The organism is Methanohalobium evestigatum Z-7303 (assembly GCF_000196655.1).
Classification (GTDB): domain Archaea; phylum Halobacteriota; class Methanosarcinia; order Methanosarcinales; family Methanosarcinaceae; genus Methanohalobium; species Methanohalobium evestigatum.
Genome location: NC_014253.1, coordinates 1,639,958 through 1,660,326, shown reverse-complemented (window position 1 = coordinate 1,660,326; position 20,369 = coordinate 1,639,958). Strand labels below are relative to the sequence as shown.

The window sequence follows — 20,369 nt, the reverse complement described above, 5'->3', positions numbered from 1 at the left end:
CGGTAAATTAGTTAAAAGGTTTTTTGAACAATATTTTAAAACAAAAGGTAAATAATTTGTTTTTGTAATATGGATATATGCAAACGTTTATATAGGTTTAATGCATAGTAGTGTTGCTTGAAGATAAGACTGTTTGATTAAATATATTGGTATTAGGTAATGTTTTATTAACTGCATTTACTGTTTTCCTGTTATGTAATCCATCCTGTTTGTGTCTTTTAGCGTTAATACAAGGATGTGAAAATTTTGTTTTATAGAGATGACTCAGCTCCAGTCCGGTCTGGAGAAAAATACGATGTAAAAATTGAAAATATTGCAAGTAAAGGCGATGGCATTGCCAGAATCAATGGCTTTGTAATTTTTGTACCTGACACTTCTGTTGGCGATGAAGTTACAATTACAGTTAACAAGGTACTGGAAAAATTCGCATTTGGTGAAGTAGCCCAGTAATCCCAATTTTTTGATAACTAACTAAAAGGAATGTTTATATAGACATTCTTTTTTATTTAAGATTTTAAAAACATATTATCCACAAAACAACTTATAAAGTGTTGATGTGGATTGTTAAATTCGATAACTGCTTTTATCATGGTGGTTCTTATACCACTTTAACTGGTTTTCATGGATACCTAAAAATTCTATCTCCTGTTTTTACAAATTACGTACATGAATTCATTTTATATGTACATCTATTATTGATTTATGTTAAATGTTTGAACATAGGTTATATCTATTTGTCCATTAATATATACAGAGAGGAGATATAAAAACAGAGTTATAAAATCTTCCAAAAACGGAAAAACGAATGATTAAGACTATACCCCCATAGTCTGATACCCCACCTCGTGAAACAGGGTAAAGACCCTGTTTCCGGCTATTCTCGTTCTTGGTTATAAGCGTTTATATCATCACCAATCCAATTATTAAACAATTTACTTGTTGTTAGAAATTTTCAAAAAGACAATGTCTGCAAATGAATTCTTTACTTCCATCGCTGTACTTAACATAAAGTATTGCATAGTTTTTACGACACCATTCACAAAACTCATCTTCCATTTCTGTAATAATATCTCTTTCAACCAAGTTTTTACTATCTCTTAATTCGGTTTTATTTGTTACTTCTATGGAACTGGAAGATTTTTCTTTCTCCATTTCTCTATTTAATCTTTCTATAAAATTTGCAATATCGCTGAGAGTTTCAGAATCAAATCCTGTACTTTGAAACATTACAGACTCATAAGGCATGAAAATGTATTCTTTTCTGGTTTCTGAATAGTAGATGTCTCCAAGGGATTTGTCTTCAGTCCCCAGAACATAGTAATGATTTTCATTATCTTCTAAATTTTTTATTGCTTCTACTCCCATGTCAACCATTTATCTATCATTATTTTATCCATTTTTAATTATTGTTTTTGTTCGGCATTTTTCTATCATATACATAAACAAACCTGTTTAGGAAAAACGGAAAATATTAATATGTAAAAAAACTTTTAACTTTTTGTAAAAATGTAGCAATGTATAAATTTCGCAATGTATAAATATCAGAATTAATAATGTTATATTTGGGGTTTAAATATGGAAAAATTGACACAGTCACCCTATGTCTATGCATACCCTGACAACAATAGTGAAAAACTAAATATTGAAATAAAATTGCCAGGAGTAAAAAAGGAAAACATCAATCTGAAACTTGAAGAAGACAAGTTTTCAGTAAATGCAAGAAATAAAAACAAGGAATATGTGGGAACATATTCGACATCTTATTTAATAGACCCAGATAGGGCAGTTACTAAATATTCCAATAACAAACTCTACGTAACTGCTCCGATGTGGATGTAAAAGGATGACAATTATATGTGTTTATATAAGGGGGGAGTATAAAATCAGGATATAAATCTTGATTAAAAACGGTATTACATAATTAAACAGATTTTAAAAATTAATTTCTGTTTTTTATTTATTATTCTTTTTCTTTTAAAATGCCAGATTTTTGAGTAATTAAGTTAAGTAACAAATGACCTAATATTAATTTCCATAATACTATATTTCTTTAGGTTTTATCTTCTAATATAGGATATTTAAAGTATATAAAATCATCTTTTACGGATGTTTTAATCTGGGGGTATAGGATTTGAAAAATTATCAAAGAATAATATGTTTAGCAATAGTATTTCTGGCAATGATATTTGCTGTTTCAGGTTTGACGAGTGCACAAAATAGCGAATGTCCAGATTGTTCAGATGTAGCACAATGCAATGAAACACCATGTGTAAGGAATTTAATAGCAGGTCAACATTATGATTCAGGAGATGTGGTGGTATGGAACAATGAATCTCATCTTTTTGTCAAGTACGATACAGGAGATAACTGGTGTCTGGAAGAAACTCAGGTAAGTGTTAATACATCACTGGACGATATTCCTCAAACAAATAATGGAATACCTATACCGGGTCAGTTTGGTTACAGGAACGATTCACATGGATGTATTGATAATTTTACCTATGAAATACCATTAAATGAAATATCGTTGAATGATTGTGATACTGTCTATATATTAACCCATGCTAATGTAAGCAGATTAAATCCTGATGAAAATGAAGACCCTGATGAAACCGCTTGGGGGGAAGGTGAAGATTTTGGAGGTAATAGATGGGCATACTATTTCTGTTATACGATAGCTCCCACAGCTTCAATCGGTGATTATGTGTGGAACGATTTGGATAACAATGGGACTCAGAATGATGGAAATACCGGTATTCCAGGAGTACCGGTTGAATTGTATGACTGTGATGCGGGAACTATAATATCAACCACAACAACAAACGGAACAGGTTATTACAGTTTTACAAATCTGGAACCGGGGAATTATTCTGTCAATTTTACAGCACCTCCGGGATTTGAATTTACTATTCAGAATGCAGGTAATGATAATGAACTGGATAGTGATGTCAACAACGTAACTGGTAATACATCATGTATCATGTTGGATGAAGGTGAAAACAATAATACAATTGATGCAGGATTATATGAAACTGTAATTCCCGAAGATAAAGCGGCGATAGGAGACCGTGTATGGGAAGACCTTGATGGTAACGGTATACAGTGTTGTGGTGAACCTGGAATTGATAATGTGACTGTAGAACTCTATTACTGCAATGGCACACCTGTGGCTACTAATAATACAAATGAAGAGGGATTTTATCAATTTACAGATTTAAACCCTAATGAACAATATTATGTTAATTTTAGTTTGCCTTCGGGTTATGAATTCACAGCACAAAATGTAGGAACTGACGAAACCATTGATAGTGATGCCAATGTAACAACCGGTAATACATCATGCATATCCCTGATTTCTGGAGAATATAACGATACAGTAGATGCAGGAATGTATCAACCGGCCTCAATTGGTGATTACGTCTGGGAAGATGTAAATGGAGATGGTGTTCAGAATGATGGTGATACAGGTATTGACAATGTAACTGTTAATCTGTACAACTGCAATGGTGACCTTTTAGAAACTACAAAAACCAATGAATCGGGTTACTACAATTTCACAGGTCTGGCACCAGGAGACTATTACATCAACTTTATAGCTCCGTCAGGGTATGAGTTCACTATATTAGGAAAAGGAGCAAATTACGAAGATAGCGATGCCAATCCGTCAGGAAATACCACCTGTGTAACTTTAACTTCAGGCGGGATTAATAATGATGTAGATGCTGGATTATATCAACCAGCCTCAATTGGAGATTTCGTATGGAACGACCAGAATGTAAACGGAACACAGGATAACGGAGAACCAGGCATAACGGGTGTATTGGTAAAACTGTATGAGTGTGATACAGGAGACGAAATTGCAAATACGACTACTAACGGAACAGGTTATTACAATTTCACAAATCTGGCACCAGGAGAATATTATGTAAATTTCATAGCTCCACCTGAATTTGAGTTTACCTTGCAGGACCAGGGAGTAGATGATACATTAGATAGTGATGCCAATAATACTACTGGAAATACCTCTTGTATTACATTGTCATCAGGTGAAAATAATGTTACAATAGATGCAGGATTATATGAAATTGAATTACCGAATGATAAAGCAGCTATTGGAGACCGTGTATGGTTAGATTTGGACAAAGATGGTATCCAGGATGAAGGAGAACCCAGTATAGAAAATGTAATTGTTGAGCTTTACTACTGTAATGGAACCTTTGTTAATTCAACGACAACTGATTCGAATGGATTTTATCTGTTTACAGATTTGAATCCAAACTCATATTATCTCAACTTTTTGTTGCCAGAAGGTTACAATTTTACATCACCAAATCAGGGAGGAGACAGTTCTGCTGATAGTGATGCAAATATATCTCTGGGTAATACATCATGTGTAAGGTTGAAATCAGGTGAATATAATAATACATTAGATGCAGGTCTAATCTTTGAACTATCGCCAGAGATAGATATTGAGAAGTATACCAATGGACAGGATGCCGATAATCCAAGTGGACCTCTCGTACAGATAGGAACACAGGTAACTTGGACATATAATGTGACAAATACGGGTAATGTAAACCTAACAGATGTTAACATTACAGATAGTAAGGGAGTAACATTGAATTGTCCAAAAACCACTCTCAATGTGTCAGAATCCATGATCTGTACTGCTACAGGGAATGCTAAACTGGGACAGTACAGCAATTATGGTAATGTCACTGCCATGTATGATGGGAGTCAGGTAAATGACAGTGATCCGAGCCATTACTTTGGATATGACCACTGGGCAGGCGTTCCTACTGCCAACCCGATGTTACTTGTAGGTGTACTTGGAATTGCAATGCTGTTGTTTATAAGAAGAGAACAGAATAAAAAGTAAGTTGAAAAAGGACAGAGATTTTCTATCCTTTCTTTTTTTATTTAGTGCCTACAATAAGGGCAACATGTCTTTTATGATAATTTTCATAATCGATTTTGTTGGCTTTCTGCAGCCATTTTTGGCTGGAATGTATAGGGTGGTCACCGCATATGATAAACAGAGTATTGCTATCAGCATTTGAATAAATCATTTCTATGTATTCATCAATACGTTGGGCTGAATATTTTATATCATCCCACGTTTTAGACCTGTGAGCAAATCTATCAATAGACCTTAGGTGTACTGCCACTATATCAGGATTTGATTCCAGCGCTTTTTTTGTATTTTCAGCAATGTATTTGTCATATTCGATGATATCATCTGAATCCGGTACTCCGAATATCCCGTCAATTCGGTTTAACAGACTTTCAGCACCATGAGTTTCGATAACAATTCCTGATTTAAGACCGTTATCATGTGCCCATTCCATTATAGTTTTAATTTTAGGATTCGATTCATTTTTAGCACGTTCTTTATAAATATCATCAGTATAATACAGATGATGTTCTTCTGGATAATAACCTGTAAATATGGATGCAATAGCCGGGGTTGTATGGTCTGCAGTGGATTTGCATTTCAGAACCATTCCGGAATCGGCAATTTTTTTAACAGTAGACATTAATTTTGTCAAATGCTGATACAGTGCAAATCCCAGACTGTCAACAATTATCAAAACTACTTTTTTTGTGTTGTTTTTTTGGGCATAATCTGTAATCTGTGTTAGAACACTTCCGTTGGGCTTGACCATGTTTATGTTAAGTATTTCAGAAATAGTGGGGGCAATATCAACAAGGCTACATTGTTTATCCGAATCCATACATGTAAATATTTGATTATCATCCTATTTACTATTATTCTATTCTTTATATCCGCTATTGTTTAATATTATCAATTCATTATTGTTCTGTATAATAGAGGAGTTCTAATGCCAGTAATGAGTATTATCGCCTGCAGAATGTTTGAGGATGAAATCGTTCATGTGATAGAGAATGATTCATCCATAGATGATGTTATTATTGTAAAAAACGAAAATATTGATGGATTAACTGGTAAACTCGAGGATATAGGACATAACTATACACTATCATCTTTTGAGGATATGGTAAAATACATTGCAGATACTGATAACAATAACAAGTATTATATTGTTGTAAATATATTTGAATTCGGACTTCATGTTAATCCTTCAGACCTCAAAAATGAGGTGTATGAAAAAGTAGATGAGATGTCCTTTTTGGATGGAATCCTTGTGTTCTATGGGCTTTGTGGTAATGTGCTTGGCAATATAGAGGAGGATTTCAAAGATAAAACCTGTAGTGTACGTATATTAAAAGAAAATAATGGTGAAGTCGTAGATGACTGTATAGGTGCAGTTCTGGGGGGTAGGAACGAGTATTTTAAAGCCCTAACAAGTTCAAGGGGTGTAGGAACATTCTTCCTTACACCAATGTGGGCATCCAACTGGAAGGAGATGATTAAGGACGCAGGCTTTACCAGTGATCCATATGACCATGAGATGGCAAAATTTGCTTTCGATTATGCTGGTTATAAAAGAGCGGGTAAAATTGAAACAGGGTTAAATTATGAAAAGGATTTTCAAGACAGAGTTGATGAATTCGCAGAAGCGTTTAATTTTGATATTGTAAGTTTTCATGGTGACTTAAGGTTGATTGAAAACTGTTATGAAAAAACAAAATCTGATATTATGAAAGGATAATTTTGATTGTTTATAAACATTGATATATGGGAAACATAATAATTATTATATTGTTTATAATCAAACCACACCAAATTAATGAATACAAAGTATTCCATGTTTCAAATTAATTAAAAGGAGACTTTAATATGCAATATAGTCTTGGAGTTGATGCAGGGGGAACCTACACTGATTCAGTGATTATGAGAAATACAGACGGAGCAGTTGTAAGTGCAAACAAAGCACTGACAACCTATCCCGACCTTCTGGAAGGTATAAAAAATTCCATCGATGGACTTGACCAATCCTATCTGGAAGACATTAACATCGTTTCGGTTTCTACTACATTGGCTACCAACACCATACTTGAAAAGACCGGTTATCCTGTCGGTTTGATACTGGCAGGTAATTATGATGTGCCGGCAAATGCTGGTATAGATTATTATACAGTAGTACAGGGAGGACACGATACCAAGGGACTGGAAGTTGCAACACTGGATGAAGAAAAAGTTGAAGAGTTTGTAAATAAAGTTAAAGATAAAGTTTCAGCGTTTGCAGTATCATCCTATTTCAGTGTCAGAAATCCCGAACATGAATTACGGATAAAGGAAATTGTTAATAAACTGACTGATTATCCGGTTGTCTGCGGGCATGAACTGTCCCAAGACCTTGGAGCTTATGAGAGAGGAATTACAGCCTATTTAAACGCCCAGCTAATTCCGATAGCCAACCGTTTCATTCATTCCATAATTTCAGAAACCGATAGAAGAGGTATAGATGCAAGATTATTGATGCTTAAATGTGACGGTTCGGTGGTAGGAATTAATGAAGCACTTGAGAAACCTATTGAATCCATTTTCTCGGGTCCTGCAGCTAGTCTTGTAGGTGCAGCATACCTTGAAAACCTTGACAGCTGTGCAGTTATTGACCTTGGAGGTACAAGTACAGATGTTTCTCTAATGGAGAATGGTCTTCCCGAATTGACAGAAACCGGTGCAGTAGTAGGTGGCTGGCAGACCAAGGTAAAAGCTTTGCGTATGGAAACATCCGCTATGGGTGGAGACAGTCACGTATGGGTGCGAAACCAGAAGGTAAACATTGGACCAAGACGGGTCATTCCGTTGTGTGTGGCTGCAGAAAAATATCCAGGGTTTATAGATAAATTGAAAAAAGCAAGAGCTCCTTCAAAAAGACAATTAACCGAGAACATTCAGCCGACTAAATTCTATATAACCACAGGGGAAGAACCCATCAATTTGAGTGATGCTGAACAGAGAATCCTTGAGAGAATCGAGAAAAGCGAGCCAGCATCTCTTAATGAAATCTTTTGGGAGAGCTCCGCGTCTGATATGTATCTAAACATTTTGGTTCAGAAACGCTTGGTTCAGGCTGTTGGATTTACACCAACTGATGCACTTCATGTTCTGGGTGAATACAAAGACTGGAACGTCAATGCAGCGAATATGGGTGCGGCTATGTTGTCCAAATTTACAAACAACATGGGTGTTGATGAATTGTGCAACCATGTTAAAAATGAAGTCACACTGAATATGTCCCTGAACTTAATGTCTTATGTCCTTAAAGGTGTTGATAAAGAAGAAATAGATAAAATCCTTCGTGGAGATTATCTGACACATTTCAAACTCGATGTACCCGTTGTGCTTATAGGAGCTCCGTCGAGAGTATATCAAGATAAAGTTACTAACATAATCGATGCAGATGTACGTTTACCTTCATATGCAGAAGTAGGTAATGCTGTGGGTGCTCTTGTCGGTAAAGGAATCAAACGAATTGAAATCATGTTGAAGTCTGTATACAGTAAAAGTAAAAAGCGTGTAGTGGTATTCTATCCTGGAGGCAGGGAAGAGTTCCCACTTTATGAAGATGCATTTGAGTATGCGAAAGACCTTGGTCACAGAATGGTGATGGATTATATGACCGAAGCGGGTCTGGATAAAGGAAACGTTAAAGTAGATATGCATCGAAATGATATAACTATACATGAAGGGACAGGAATACCGGTAGAAACCAATTTGGTTTTTATAGGAATCGGGATGCCAAAAGCTAAAAAAGAAATTGAACACTGATTCATTCTTTTTTATTTTACCAGAGGTAATATAATAATGCCAGTACTAAGTTTTATAGCCTGCAGGATATTTGAAAATGAGATAGTTTATCTTATTAAAAACGACCCTGCAATTGATGAGGTAATAGTTGTTGAAAGTGAGGACAGCAAGAATTTGCAGAGTAAGCTGGATTATGAAGCTTGTTCTTATAGGGTTTTACCCATAAATGAACTCCCTCAAAAAGCGGAACAAAAGGATAACAAATTTACGCTTATAGTTGACCTGCTTGAGTTTGCCCTTGATGCATCTCCTGAAAAACTCAAAAACGGGGTATATAGGGAAATAGAAACCATGTCTGAATACGTTGATGGGGTTCTCATTTTTTACGGATTGTGCGGAAACGTGTTGGGACAGGTTGAAAGCGATTTTAGTGATTACCCATGTTATGTAGGGATTTTAAAGGATGAAAAAGGGGAAATAATGGATGATTGTATCGCCGCGTCCCTTGGTAGCAGAGAGACCTATCTGGATGCAATTATGGGTTGCAGGGGTGAAGGCATATATTTTCTAACTCCCATGCAGGCTAAATACTGGAGGGATATGTTAAAGATTGCAGGAATCACACCAGACCCTGACAACATAGAGATGACAAAATATGTTTTTGATTATTCAGGGTACAAGAAAGTAGCCAAAGTTGATACAGGACTTGATTACGACAGGGATTTTGAGGACAAGGTTAGTGAATTTTCCCGTTTGTTTGAACTTGATGTAGTAGAAATGAACGCAGACCTCGGTCTTATTGAAAAATGTTATCAGAATGCTAAAGACCATATAGGTGTAACTCAATCAGATTAAATCCTAATCTCTAACTATTTCCCCACTATTTAAATACCTCTTTTTACCTATATTGGATTCATGGTGGTCTTTAGAAGTGGAGCCTATACATTAAAAACAAGACCTGATATCATAGAAACAGAAAAAGAATTCAGGGATAATCTGGATTTATCTCAAATAAATGGTGTACTCTTTAATGTACTTGCACTGAAAAATTCTTCAGTACTTGCTGAATATGATGCCATGATGTGGAAGGAAAATCAGGTCTGGTTTGTTGAGTATAAAGATTCAGTAGGCGCAGTAAAACGTATGAACGCCAAAAGGGCACAACAGGTTTCGGATACTTCAAGAAATCTTGCCCGTATATTCGGGTTTGCAGAATACAATTTTACAATTGTTGTAAACGGGTTGGAAGAAGAAACGGTTAAAGGTGGAGCTACAGTCCTTCCTCTGGACAAACTAAATGGTTTTGAACCGGATTATTATTCTGCCTATGTAGAACTGGATTACATCAGTAAACTGCTGGAAAAGTACAGTAGAAACGATTATCAATCTGAAGTCTCTGGTGAGAAGATTATTTCAGACCTCAATAAATTGAAAAATATGATTGAACAAAACATCTGACATAAAGGATATCATTATGACGCTTAAAGGAAAATCCTATGCACTCGGTGCAGGTACTATTATAAATGCTATTGCCACACTAAAAGGCTCTGCTTTTGGAGTGGATTTAAAGACTTTTGTAGATGTTGAGTTGTCAGAGGATAGTGGGACTATACATGGTGAAATTGATGGTAATCCCGATGCAGATACTACATTGATTGAACGGTCTGTAGAACTGGTTCTTAAACATTACGGACTTGAATACAGTGGGACTGTATCTACAAAGAGTGAAATACCGCTTGCCAGTGGATTGAAAAGCAGTAGTGCGGCTGCGAATGCAACAGTTCTTGCTACACTTGATGCAATCGGTGAAAGAATGGATTCTCTTGATGCAGTCAGAACAGGAGTTCAGGCTGCAGTGGATGCAGGAGTAACCGTCACAGGCGCATTTGATGATGCATGTGCATCGTTTTTTGGCGGCATTGTTGTAACAGACAATGAGAATTTAGAACTTGTTAAAAGAACCGAATGTGATAAAGATGTTCTTATATTTGCACCGGATGAGAAAGGTTTTAGTTCAAAGACCAATATATCCCGCTCAAAATTGATAGCTGACTGGATTGATATCGCCTATGAACTCGCGCTTGACAGAAATTACGGTCGGGCAATGACACTGAACGGATTTTTGTATTGCGGAGCTCTTGGTTTTGACACCGAACTTATGATGCGGGCTCTTGAGGTGGGTGTAGAAGGCGTTAGTCTGTCAGGCACGGGTCCTGCATTTACTGCTCTGGTTGAAAAAGGCAAAGCAAATGAACTCAAAAAATCATGGGAAAATTGTAACATAACTGGAAATGTGATAAAAACAAAAATCAATAATTCAGGTGCATTCTGGGAATAATATCTAAATTTGTAATATCCAAACTTTAATAAATATATTTATATAATAATAAATATTCCTTGTTAACAATCCAAATTTCCTGAGAAATTCAAATATATCTAAAAATTTTAAGTTGATACCATGGACAGGGATTATAACTCTATAATAGTAGGCGCAGGTATTAGCGGACTTTTAAGTGCGCTTGTGTTGTCAAAACACGGTCACAAAGTACTTGTTATCGAAAAAGAGCAGGAAGTTGGAGGCAATTGTAACAGTTATGAGGTTGATGGTTTTCAGGTTGATACAGGAGTTCATGCAATCACACATCTTTGTGTGGGTCCACTTAAAATGTTGATGGATAATTATTTTAACTATCTTCCTGTTTTTGAATCCTACGGACATTACTATGTAAGGTATAAAAATCGCCTTGTAAAATTCCCGTCTAATTTAAAAGAATTCGCAAGATTTGATATTTTTCCAAAAAGGGATAGAGTAGCTATTTCACAGTCATTGACAAGGTCACTGACACAATTTACGTTTGGTTCTGACCTGTCAAAGACACCTGTTTATAATGCAGTTCCAAAAACGATTTCAAAGGATTGTTACGAATTCATAGATACGGTTAGTTATTTCTTATCCGGTAAATCGATGTATGAAACCCCTGTAGAAAGGGTACTTATGGGTAGTGATTTTGTCTGTGACAGCACAATTAAGGAAGAAATTGAACAGAGTTTGAATCATATCTCTGAAGATTCAAATAATGATAAAAAAGATAGAAATTCTCTTTTACCCACTAATGTCGATATCCCCTTCCAGTTTAATAGGGATGGTGTGCCGTTTTTGTTTGGTTCATTAAATCTTCTTGATTCAATAAGTTCTCTTAGTAAACTGGCAACCAACAACGTTAATTTCTGTCAGGGATACCCCAGAGGCGGATTGAAAAGTATTTTGAATTCGGTTTTATATTCGCTTCCTGATAATGTAGATATCATTACCGGTGAAGAAGTTAATACTATTTTTACAGGAAATAATGTTGTAGAAGGAGTAGAAACTGCAAACGGTAATGTGTACCGTTCTGATGTTGTTGTATATACTGGAATGGCAAGGGATTTACCCAGAACAATTGATAATCTTCCATCAAGATATAAATCAAAACTTGAAAACATCAAAATTTCTAAAAGCCTTACGATATGGCTTGGTCTTTCCCAAAAAATGGATGAATTGAATTATTGCGGTTCTGAAGTATGGTTTAAAAACAAACCTTACTGGGCGATGCCTACAAGCAATTATGATTCAAGTTTTGCTCCTGAGGGTAAGCAGGTTGTTGGTTTTTCGTTTATAATGGATGAATACAGCGATACGAAAAGTAATATCGAAAATGCATATAAAACCATATATAACGCTATACCAGGTATTGAAAATTACATAGAAATGAAACATGAACAGATAACAATACCTGAAAAAGCAGCCATAACCACAACTGGTAATTTTGCAGATATTAAAACACCGATTAAAAACCTTTATCTTGCCGGAACTGATACCGACAGAAGGTCTATGGGGATAACCCGTGCAGCGTATTCGGTAGTCGAATTGCTTAAAGTTCTGGGTGATGATGGTCACCTGATTTGAATAATCATTATAGGTTACAATAACAGAAATTATAAATTAAAAGAAATTACTAACTGGCTTATTAATACAAATCGATTTTACATTTTAATACATACAAACCCAACGGTTGCATTACAGATGACAACAATTGAAGAAACAAGGGCACAAATCCAGCAGATTGACAGTGAGATACTTGCACTTATTAAAAAACGTGTTGACCTGGCAGAAAAAGTACTGGATGCAAAAAGAAAAGAAAACCTATCCATAAATGATGAGGAACAGAATCAGGTGGTCATTAACCGGGCTATAGATGAGGCAACAGAACTCAACCTTGATACAGCGGCTATAAAAGAAATATATGAAACTCTTATCCAGATGAGTATTGACAAACAGTATGAACTAAGCGGTAACGGAAACCTGCCCTGATATATTTTAAAACTGTTTTTGAAGGAGAAAAAAATGGTAGATGTAGCAATAATTTCTGGTTCTGAATCAGATAAAGAGATAGCAGTAAAAGCGACAAAGGTTCTTGATGATATCGGATACAGTTATGACGTACAGGTCATTTCAGCACATCGAAACCCTGATGAACTGGATGATTACGTAACATCAAGTGATGCAAAAGTATTCATAACAATCGCCGGGCTTTCTGCAGCACTTCCGGGTGTAGTAGCATCCAAAACAGAAAAACCGGTAATTGGTGTTCCGGTAAATACCAAACTTGGAGGGCTGGATGCACTACTCTCTACTGCACAGATGCCGCCGGGTGTACCAGTAGCAACAGTGGGTATTGATAACGGAAAAAACGCAGCAAATCTTGCAATACGTATTCTGAATATGTTAAAAAAATAAAAGGAAGTAATAAAGCGTCTTCCTTTTTTATTGCTTTTATTTTGTCCACGCTTTTTTCTGAGTCAGTACATCATTGGCGAATTGTTTCGCTTTTTGTACCATTGTTTCATCCGGTTGACCTTTACCTTTGGAAACCAGTTCTGCAAATTGCTGCATCTGAGGATCACCCGAGTTTTGCAGCATATCCATTATTTCTTTTGATACCTCTCCCTGACACTGGAAAACATCAATTATATTGGCATCTTTTGCTGCTTCTTTAGATTTTGAAACCCAGTCTGAAACCTGGTCAAAGTCACTGGGTGCACCATGGGTTATAAACAGTGCTATGTCTTTGCCATTGGTATTATTGTTCAGGAAATTTTTGACCTCATCAGGTGCATTGAACTGATGTATGGGAAAACCAATAAAAGCAAGGTCATATCCCTCAAGACTATCAACTTCATTTATGTCTTTGATATCTTTATCCTCATCTACTGCTTCATAAATAGCATCAGCTATTTTTTTTGTATTACCTGTCTGTGTCATATAAGTAACTAAAACTTTCATGTAATTACCCCCTATCAGGATATTTTCCTGTGGTATATTATATAGTGTTGCAACTGTTTTATACTTTTTTACAACAAGTCGAACATGAACATGGTTGTTTATATATTATATTGAAAAAAAAGGATTGTGAAACTATCTTTCTAAAATAAAGTTCCAACCCTTTGGCTGTTTATTATTGTGTAAGATTTTTATACTTTCAGGAAGTAATTTTTTAATATGGTTTTCGGAAAAAAAGTACTAACTACTGGTCTGTTGTTAATTCTTGTTTTACTTCTGCCCATATCAATGGCAACCGCACAGGAAACTACACAAACACAGGAACAATCAGAAGATGAGCTGTACAAACAACTCAAATCTAACATCTCTGTGTTCAACCAGCATGCTGATATGATACCGGGATTTGTGAAATCATTGGTTGGAAATGAAGAAATACTTGTAATAATCGAGAAAAGCAACAATGATACACTTCTAATTGAAGCAGTGACAGAAAATGCAGAAATTACCCGATTTGAAAAAATCGGAAATAAAACTCAATCAGATCCAACAGTAAAGATAACAACTAATAAAGAAACAGTTACCAGCCTTATGGATTCTGATAATCCCGTAGAAACATTTAAAAAAGTCAGAGATGAAGGAAAACTGGATATAGAACCAGTCGGAGGAATGAAAAAAGCAGTTTTCTGGGTAGCTGAACAACTCTTCAATTTATTCGGCTAATTTAATTTTTATTTTTTATTTGTTAAAGGATGCTAAATTGAGCCTTTAATATTACAAAGAACCTTTTTTATAAGGGTATACATATCATTAATTTGGATAATCTACCAGTAATACAGGGGGAGAAATACAGTAATGAGTGTTGATTTTAATATCAAGATAGGTGGAGAAGCGGGTCAGGGACTGCAGACGATAGGTCAAATACTTTCAAAAATTTTCCTCAAAGGAGGTTTTTATGTATTCGGAACACAGTTTTACCTTTCCAGAATAAGAGGGGGACATAATTATTATCAAGCACGAGTAAGTGATAATCCTGTAAAAGCCATAACCGAAGATGTCAACATGCTTGTAGCTCTTGATAAAGCATCAATAGACCAGCATTTTGATGAGTTATCTGGTGGAGTTATACTTGTTGATAAAAACGAGGTCAAAATAGACAATAATGATGAATCCATTTTCCATGTACCATTCACCAAATTAGCAGAAGATGTGGGAGGAAAAATTTATTCCAATACAGTGGCAGTAGGAGCGGCACTTGGGCTTTTATGTTATGACTTTGACAGATTAAAACAAGTTCTCAACGATACCTTTTCCAAGAAAGGAGAAGAAATTGTAAATAAAAATATAGAAGCTGCAAGTTCGGGTTATAATTATGCTCAGGAAAATTATGAGGGTAAATGTCATTACGAATTAAAAGCACCGGGTTTATCCCAAAAAAGGATGCTTATAACAGGTAATGAAGCAGTAGGACTTGGAGCTCTTGCTTCTGGTATCAAATTCATATCAGCATACCCAATGACCCCTTCAACAGGTGTTTTAAACTACATTTCTTCAAATTCTGATAAATTTGGGGTTGCTGTAGAGCAGGCGGAAGATGAAATATCAGCACTGAACATGTCGCTTGGAGCATCATTTGCAGGTGCACGTTCAATGGTGACCACATCTGGAGGTGGTTTTTCTTTAATGGCTGAAGCTGTAGGACTGTCAGGAGAAACCGAGACACCTGTTGTTATATTTCTGGGACAGAGACCCGGACCTTCAACTGGTTTACCTACAATGACAGAACAGGGAGACCTGGAATTTGCACTTCATGCATCACAGGGAGAATTTCCAAGATGTATATTTGCACCAAAAACCCCGGATGATGCATTTTATCTGACATCGAAAGCGTTCAATATGGCTGATAACTATCAGATACCTGCTATTATTATGAGTGACCAGTATCTTGCAGATTCTGAATTTACATGTGATAAATTCGATACATCAAAAATTAGAATCAACAAACATTTACTGACAGAAAATTCAAAAGCTGAACAGGATAAAGAATACAAACGTTATGAATTCACAACTTCAGGTATATCTCCCAGAGCACTGCCGGGTAAATTTGGTTCACTTGTAGTGGCGGATAGTGATGAACATGATGAGTATGGTCATATTGACCAGACCATAGACAATCGTATAAAGATGAATAAAAAACGTCTTAATAAACTGGATGAGATTAAAGAGGATATATCAGAACCTGAAATATATGGTTCAGAATCTGCGAAAACAACCCTTGTAGGTTGGGGTTCTACCTATGGACCATTAACAGAAACAGTGGATATACTAAGAAGTAGAGGGGTGGATATAAACCTTGTACATTTCAACGAAGTTTATCCATTACCAACATCCATAGAAAGTATACTGGAAAATGCCACTACTTCCAATCTGATATGTGTTGAAAATAATGCAACAGGTCAATTTTCCAACATCTTAAAGGTGGAGGCAGGAGTCTCCATGACCGATAATGTGTTGAAATATGATGGTAAACCATTTACACCGGCATATCTTGTTAACGAGCTTGATAACAGGGGAGTATTATAATGACATCTAAAGGCGATTATAAAAATGAAGTAGAGATTGAATGGTGTCCTGGTTGTGGTAATTTTGGTATACTTGCATCGATAAAAAATGCACTCTCAGGACTTGATATATCACCTCATGAAATCCTTATGGTATCAGGAATAGGGCAGTCCAGTAAACTGCCGCACTATTTACGGTGTAATGTGTTCAACGGTCTTCATGGACGTGCTATCCCACCGGCTATAGGTGCCAAGGTATCCAACCATGACCTGAATGTTATAGCTGTAGGGGGAGATGGCGATATGTATGGTGAAGGGGGTAACCATTTCATACATGCAGTAAGGAGAAACCCCAACATAACTGTAATTGTTCATGATAACCAGATATATGGTCTGACAAAAGGACAGGCATCTCCCACAAGTGATATAGGAATGAAAACAAAGGTTCAGAAACATGGAGTAATGCACACCCCTTTTAATTCACTGGCAACTGCCATATCCCTTGATTGTACATTTGTAAGCAGAGGTTTTGCAGGTGATGTAAAGCACCTTTCAGGAATTATCAAACAGGCTATCGAACATAAGGGACTTTCACTTGTTGATGTACTTCAACCGTGTGTAACGTTTAATAGATTGAATACATTTAAATGGTATAATGAAAGGGTCTATAAACTGGAAGAAACTGATTATAATCCAGATGACAAAACCAAAGCGTTTGAAAAATCGATGGAATGGGGAGATAATATACCCATAGGAGTATTTTATAAGAGAGAAGGTAAACCAACATTTGAGGACAATCTACCGGTTCTTGAATCTGGAACTCTTGTAGATCAGGAAACTGACCCGTCAATGGCTGATGAATTAATGGATGGGTTTACATAAATTTTTAATTTTATAATAACGGAAGGTAGAAAACCCTGATGTCTTCAGCATCGCATCAAATCGCAGATTTAATGCGAGTTTCATTTCTTCAAAATGAAACAAAGGGAAGAAAACCGTCTAATACATAACGTAACATTTAAATAAAATAATTATAAAATATATAATAAAATACATCTCACCCAGAAAAACCATATCAAAGCGGATAAACAGAAGTATGAAGTCCTGAAAAGGATTACTAAATTGTCTAAAAATCTGTACAATTTTACACTGTACACTACAAGACAATACTATTTTGACAATTCAAAATACCTCAATCATGAATCCGCTTATCATTTGGTAAAAGATAATGAGAATTACAAAATGCTGCCTTCACAGGTTGCACAGCAGACCATGAAAGTGGTAGACAGAAACATGAAATCGTTTTTCAGGGTTCTGGGTGAGAGAAAAAGAGGTAACTACAACCGACCTGTAAAGATGCCTGAATACTTACCTAAAGACTCTAAATTTGTATGTATCTTTCCAAAAGATATGTTTAAAATCGATGAAAGATTCATCAGGTTGTCTATGGGTAGAGAATTTTACAAAAACTATGGTGTTAGATACCTGTACTTTAAGTTACCTGAAAACATAACCGGTAAACACATAAAAGAAGTAAGGATAATCCCAAAGTATAACGGACAATGGTTTGAGATAGAGTATGTTTACAGGGATATCGGTGAAAAAGTCGATTTAGACTACAATAAACATCTATCTATTGATTTAGGAGTGAACAATTTCGCAACCTGTGTAGATACCAATGGGACTGCTTTCATCATAGAAGGCAGGGGTTTGAAATCTTATAACCGTTGGTGGAACAAAGTCAAAAGTGGGTTGCAGTCTGTATATGATAAACAGGGTATTAAATCAGGTCAGAAACTGAACTGGTTGTTCGAGAAAAGGAAGAACAAACTCAACGATTTCATGAATCAGAGTGTTAACTATATCGTTAAACACTGTATAGATAATAACATCGGCAACATCATAATCGGAGAACTGAAAGACATAAAACAGAACTCCAACATGGGTAAAAAGAATAACCAGACTTTTCAAACTATACCCTTTGGTAAATTCAAACAGAAACTTCGGTCTAAATGTGAGTACTACGGTATCAATTGTATAGAAGTTGATGAGGCATATACCAGTAAAACCGATGCACTTGCATTAGAACCCATTGAAAAACATCAAAAATACATGGGTAAAAGAGTCAAGAGGGGATTGTTCCAGTCTTCTACTGGTAAATTACTCAATGCCGATGTCAATGGAGCATTGAACATATTAAGAAAAGTAGTCGGTGATTCTCTCATAGAGATAACCGATAGTGGATGTGTGAACCATCCAAGAAGGATAAGGTTCTTCGGAGTAAACTCTTTCTGAAGCCGCTGAGTCTTTAGCTCAGCGGTAGTTCACGTGTACCATAAAGTACAGCCAGTTCTTCAAAAAAGTATCTTTCCCTGCTGATGGGATAAACTTCAAATCCGTATGATTCCATCACCTTTTTTATGTAATCAATTCCAGAAAACGATGAAACAAGAAGCATGATACTACCATCCGGTTTAAGGTAGTTGCATACATTGTCCAAAAAATTTCTGATGGCATCGCATCCATCGACACCTCCATCATATGCATAGTTCATCCAACCCGGAACTTTTTCATCATCACTTGTAGGAAGATAAGGTGGGTTAAAAAGAATAAGGTCAAAACATTGGATGGGTTTTAGCCCATCAAACATATTAGTCCTTATAACTTCCACATCGTTCGACCTTGCACATTGTGCAGCGTCAGGGTTTATTTCTGTTGAGACAATATTAACTTCAAAATTGTTTTTTAAAACGGCTGATACAAATCCGGTACCTGTACCGATTTCCAGTATATTCATACCGTCTTTAATGTAGTTAAAAGCAGAATCAGTTAGAAGGAATGTATCCTCAGCAGGTTCATAGACATTGTCTACAAATTGTACCCTTGTATACTTGTATTCTATTTTTGCCATGGTTATTAAGCAGTTTTGAAGTTAAAAAGCTGGTTTGCTATATAGGCAAGTTCTGAAGGTTCCAGATTTTCAGCTCGTTTGTTCATGTATTCATCAGGTAATTTATTAACTACTTCTTTTACATTTGCAATACCCAGTTTACTGTTGGTGTTTAGAATGGCGTTTCTCAATTTTTTCCGCCTCTGCCCGAATACTGCTGTGACGAATGTGAGGAAAAAATCCTCGTCAACAACATCAAAGGATGCTGGTCTGGGTATTAATTTGACTACTGCAGATTTAACTTCTGGAGCCGGTTTGAATGCAGAGCGTGGAACTTTCATTATAATAGAGGCATCTGCAAAGAAATTGGTAGTAACAGTCAATCGACTGTAATCCTTGGAATTTTTCGGTGATACCATTCTTCTGGCAAATTCGTACTGATACATCAGTATCCCAAGTTCAAATTCGTGCTTTAAAAGTTTGAAAGTAATATGTGAAGAAATCGAATAGGGTAAATTTGCAACCACTTTATTAAATTCGGGTAATTCGATATCAAGAATATCGCCTTCTATAATCTCCACATTGTCATAGTCTGCAAAACGCTCAATTAATATATCACACAGATTTGGGTCCAGTTCTACAGCATAAAGTTTGTGAACTGTTTCTGCGATTTTTTCTGTAAGATTGCCTATTCCTGCACCGATTTCAAGAACGGTATCATTTTCGGTTAGTTCTGCAGAATCTACAATCTGGTTGAGGAAATTGTCATCGACCAGAAAATGCTGGTCGTGGTCTCCTCCTATAACGCCGTATTCATCTAATAACGAATCAATCAAGTTAAACCACTGCAATTTAAAATTTGATAATTATAATATTGGGAGTACAGTATGGTATTTAATGATTTCGAACGCTGATTTATTT

General features: G+C 35.9%; 20 protein-coding genes. 15 read left to right on the top strand and 5 right to left on the bottom strand.

Annotated elements, in window-relative coordinates; translation table 11 throughout:
• The first annotated feature begins 246 nt into the window (after positions 1–246).
• A complete protein-coding gene (locus METEV_RS08255; protein WP_013195061.1) occupies positions 247–450 on the top strand; it encodes a TRAM domain-containing protein in 204 nt (67 codons plus the stop codon).
• A 492-nt stretch (positions 451–942) separates the two neighbouring features.
• Here the strand turns inward: METEV_RS08255 and METEV_RS08250 are convergent, their stop codons facing one another.
• Entirely contained in the window at positions 943–1,374 is a 432-nt protein-coding gene (locus METEV_RS08250) for a hypothetical protein (protein ID WP_013195060.1), read from the bottom strand.
• 201 nt (positions 1,375–1,575) lie between these two features.
• Between METEV_RS08250 and METEV_RS08245 the strand changes: the two genes are divergently transcribed.
• Complete coding sequence (locus METEV_RS08245) at positions 1,576–1,839, top strand: Hsp20/alpha crystallin family protein (protein ID WP_013195059.1); 264 nt, start codon at positions 1,576–1,578, stop codon at positions 1,837–1,839.
• A 292-nt stretch (positions 1,840–2,131) separates the two neighbouring features.
• Positions 2,132–4,879, top strand: coding sequence for an SdrD B-like domain-containing protein (locus METEV_RS08240; RefSeq protein ID WP_013195058.1), 2,748 nt, complete (start codon positions 2,132–2,134; stop codon positions 4,877–4,879).
• A 37-nt stretch (positions 4,880–4,916) separates the two neighbouring features.
• Here METEV_RS08240 and METEV_RS08235 read toward each other — a convergent pair whose 3' ends face one another.
• Complete coding sequence (locus METEV_RS08235) at positions 4,917–5,735, bottom strand: alkaline phosphatase family protein (protein ID WP_013195057.1); 819 nt, start codon at positions 5,733–5,735, stop codon at positions 4,917–4,919.
• A 108-nt stretch (positions 5,736–5,843) separates the two neighbouring features.
• On the opposite strand from METEV_RS08235, the gene METEV_RS08230 reads away from it, so the two are divergent.
• The 8 genes from METEV_RS08230 to purE all read left to right on the top strand — a co-directional run bounded on the left by METEV_RS08230 (position 5,844) and on the right by purE (position 13,457).
• On the top strand, positions 5,844–6,635 hold the full coding sequence (locus METEV_RS08230; RefSeq protein ID WP_013195056.1) for a DUF1638 domain-containing protein: 792 nt from the start codon (positions 5,844–5,846) through the stop codon (positions 6,633–6,635).
• A 128-nt stretch (positions 6,636–6,763) separates the two neighbouring features.
• A complete protein-coding gene (locus tag METEV_RS08225; protein ID WP_013195055.1) occupies positions 6,764–8,701 on the top strand; it encodes a hydantoinase/oxoprolinase N-terminal domain-containing protein in 1,938 nt (645 codons plus the stop codon).
• A 36-nt stretch (positions 8,702–8,737) separates the two neighbouring features.
• Entirely contained in the window at positions 8,738–9,535 is a 798-nt protein-coding gene (locus METEV_RS08220) for a DUF1638 domain-containing protein (RefSeq protein WP_013195054.1), read from the top strand.
• Positions 9,536–9,595: 60 nt separating this feature from the next.
• Positions 9,596–10,138 carry a hypothetical protein gene (locus METEV_RS08215; RefSeq protein WP_013195053.1) on the top strand — a complete coding sequence of 181 codons (543 nt, stop codon included), beginning with the start codon at positions 9,596–9,598 and terminating at the stop codon, positions 10,136–10,138.
• 16 nt (positions 10,139–10,154) lie between these two features.
• Positions 10,155–11,018 (top strand): shikimate kinase, encoded by an 864-nt coding sequence (locus tag METEV_RS08210; protein ID WP_013195052.1) that lies wholly within the window; start codon positions 10,155–10,157, stop codon positions 11,016–11,018.
• 120 nt (positions 11,019–11,138) lie between these two features.
• Entirely contained in the window at positions 11,139–12,626 is a 1,488-nt protein-coding gene (locus tag METEV_RS08205) for a phytoene desaturase family protein (protein ID WP_013195051.1), read from the top strand.
• Positions 12,627–12,743: 117 nt separating this feature from the next.
• Positions 12,744–13,031, top strand: a complete 288-nt coding sequence (locus METEV_RS08200; protein ID WP_013195050.1) for a chorismate mutase — start codon at positions 12,744–12,746, stop codon at positions 13,029–13,031.
• A 33-nt stretch (positions 13,032–13,064) separates the two neighbouring features.
• Positions 13,065–13,457, top strand: coding sequence for a 5-(carboxyamino)imidazole ribonucleotide mutase (gene purE, locus METEV_RS08195; RefSeq protein WP_013195049.1), 393 nt, complete (start codon positions 13,065–13,067; stop codon positions 13,455–13,457).
• 36 nt (positions 13,458–13,493) lie between these two features.
• Here the strand turns inward: purE and METEV_RS08190 are convergent, their stop codons facing one another.
• On the bottom strand, positions 13,494–14,003 hold the full coding sequence (locus tag METEV_RS08190) for a flavodoxin family protein (RefSeq protein WP_013195048.1): 510 nt from the start codon (positions 14,001–14,003) through the stop codon (positions 13,494–13,496).
• A 216-nt stretch (positions 14,004–14,219) separates the two neighbouring features.
• On the opposite strand from METEV_RS08190, the gene METEV_RS08185 reads away from it, so the two are divergent.
• The 4 genes from METEV_RS08185 (at position 14,220) to METEV_RS08170 (ending at position 18,853) form a co-directional block, all read left to right on the top strand.
• Positions 14,220–14,720 carry a hypothetical protein gene (locus METEV_RS08185; RefSeq protein ID WP_013195047.1) on the top strand — a complete coding sequence of 167 codons (501 nt, stop codon included), beginning with the start codon at positions 14,220–14,222 and terminating at the stop codon, positions 14,718–14,720.
• Between the two features lie 132 nt (positions 14,721–14,852).
• On the top strand, positions 14,853–16,580 hold the full coding sequence (locus METEV_RS08180; protein WP_013195046.1) for a 2-oxoacid:acceptor oxidoreductase subunit alpha: 1,728 nt from the start codon (positions 14,853–14,855) through the stop codon (positions 16,578–16,580).
• Positions 16,580–17,440 (top strand): 2-oxoacid:ferredoxin oxidoreductase subunit beta, encoded by an 861-nt coding sequence (locus METEV_RS08175; RefSeq protein WP_013195045.1) that lies wholly within the window; start codon positions 16,580–16,582, stop codon positions 17,438–17,440. Before METEV_RS08180 ends, METEV_RS08175 begins: the two co-directional genes overlap by 1 nt.
• A gap of 168 nt (positions 17,441–17,608) precedes the next feature.
• Positions 17,609–18,853, top strand: coding sequence for an RNA-guided endonuclease InsQ/TnpB family protein (locus tag METEV_RS08170; RefSeq protein WP_013195044.1), 1,245 nt, complete (start codon positions 17,609–17,611; stop codon positions 18,851–18,853).
• Between the two features lie 13 nt (positions 18,854–18,866).
• Here the strand turns inward: METEV_RS08170 and METEV_RS08165 are convergent, their stop codons facing one another.
• On the bottom strand, positions 18,867–19,469 hold the full coding sequence (locus METEV_RS08165; protein WP_013195043.1) for a HemK2/MTQ2 family protein methyltransferase: 603 nt from the start codon (positions 19,467–19,469) through the stop codon (positions 18,867–18,869).
• 5 nt (positions 19,470–19,474) lie between these two features.
• Complete coding sequence (gene rsmA / locus METEV_RS08160; protein WP_013195042.1) at positions 19,475–20,284, bottom strand: 16S rRNA (adenine(1518)-N(6)/adenine(1519)-N(6))-dimethyltransferase RsmA; 810 nt, start codon at positions 20,282–20,284, stop codon at positions 19,475–19,477.
• Positions 20,285–20,369: the final 85 nt, after the last annotated feature.